Source organism: Pseudonocardia sp. SID8383, assembly GCF_009864975.1.
Taxonomy (GTDB): domain Bacteria; phylum Actinomycetota; class Actinomycetes; order Mycobacteriales; family Pseudonocardiaceae; genus Pseudonocardia; species Pseudonocardia alni.
Genome location: NZ_WWFY01000321.1, coordinates 1 through 1,023 on the forward strand (window position 1 = coordinate 1; position 1,023 = coordinate 1,023).

The following is a 1,023-nucleotide window of genomic DNA, read 5'->3' on the forward strand; positions in this document are numbered from 1 at the left end:
GCCGCGGTCAGCTGGGCGCGCATGAGCGCGGTCAGGCGCCCGGCACGGGTCCGGTCGGGTCGCACCCCGACGCCGCTCACCGCGGCGGCGGGGACCCGGGCCCCGCCGGGCAGGGTCAGCCGGGTCGGGAAGGAGTACGCCGACCCGACGAGCGCACCGGAGGGGTCCGCGACGCCGAGCCAGTGCTCGTCGGGGGCCTGCCCGTGGGCCTCCCACGCGTCGTCGGTGACCGGGCCGTGGTGCAGGGTGCCCAGGAACAGGTCGAACGCGCGGCGCCGGTCGGCGGGGTCGGTCAGGGTCCGGACCGTGTGAGGGGCGACGGTCGGCGGGGCGGGGTACGGGGCGAACGGGTCATCGGGGCTCACATCCGACGAGCCTCGCGTCCGCGCGCCCCGTGCGCCAGCCGATTACCCGGCCCGCCACCGCAGCCCGGTCAGACCCGCCCGACCTGGTAGTCGCCCTGGTCGCTGGTCACGACCACGGGGACCTCGACCTGCTCGCCGTCGACGACGGCCTGGCAGGTGAACTGCGTGCCGGCCGACACCTCGACGTCCTCCGGGCAGGCGATCGCACCGACCTGCAGGCCGTAGTCCTGGGTGAGGACCTGGTTGACCCCGGCCTGCAGCGCGGTGCGGTCGAGCCGGTCGCTGCCGAGCACGCCCGCCCAGAACAGGGCACCGACCACGAGTGCGGCCACCACCACGGCGCCGACCCCGGCCAGGATGTACAGCCGCGTCCGCGACGGGGAGCGGACCGCGTCCCGGGAGACCCAGGGCTCGTCCTCACCGGGCCCGGGGTTCTGCCACCCGCCCGGCCCGGACCCGCCGTCGGCCGGGACGGCCGCGGTGGTCTGCGCATCGGCCCAGGGCGACCCGGGTGACGACGTGGGGACGGCGTCGGTGGGGGCTCCGGTCTCGACGACCCGGCGACGGGCGCGGCGCCCGGTCGGGACGGCCCATCCGCCGTCGGTGCCGGTGTCGGAGCCCGCCTCGTCGCCCCACAGCGACTCGCCGCGGGCCGGGT

At 77.7% G+C, this 1,023-nt stretch carries 2 protein-coding genes; both read right to left on the minus strand.

The window, feature by feature from the left end:
- Positions 1-365: GNAT family N-acetyltransferase (locus GTW08_RS07775; RefSeq protein ID WP_346009875.1), on the minus strand; the 365-nt coding region annotated here is incomplete at its 3' end.
- Positions 366-433: 68 nt separating this feature from the next.
- The coding region (locus GTW08_RS07780; protein WP_161151683.1) for a DUF4333 domain-containing protein at positions 434-1,023 on the minus strand (590 nt) is incomplete at its 5' end.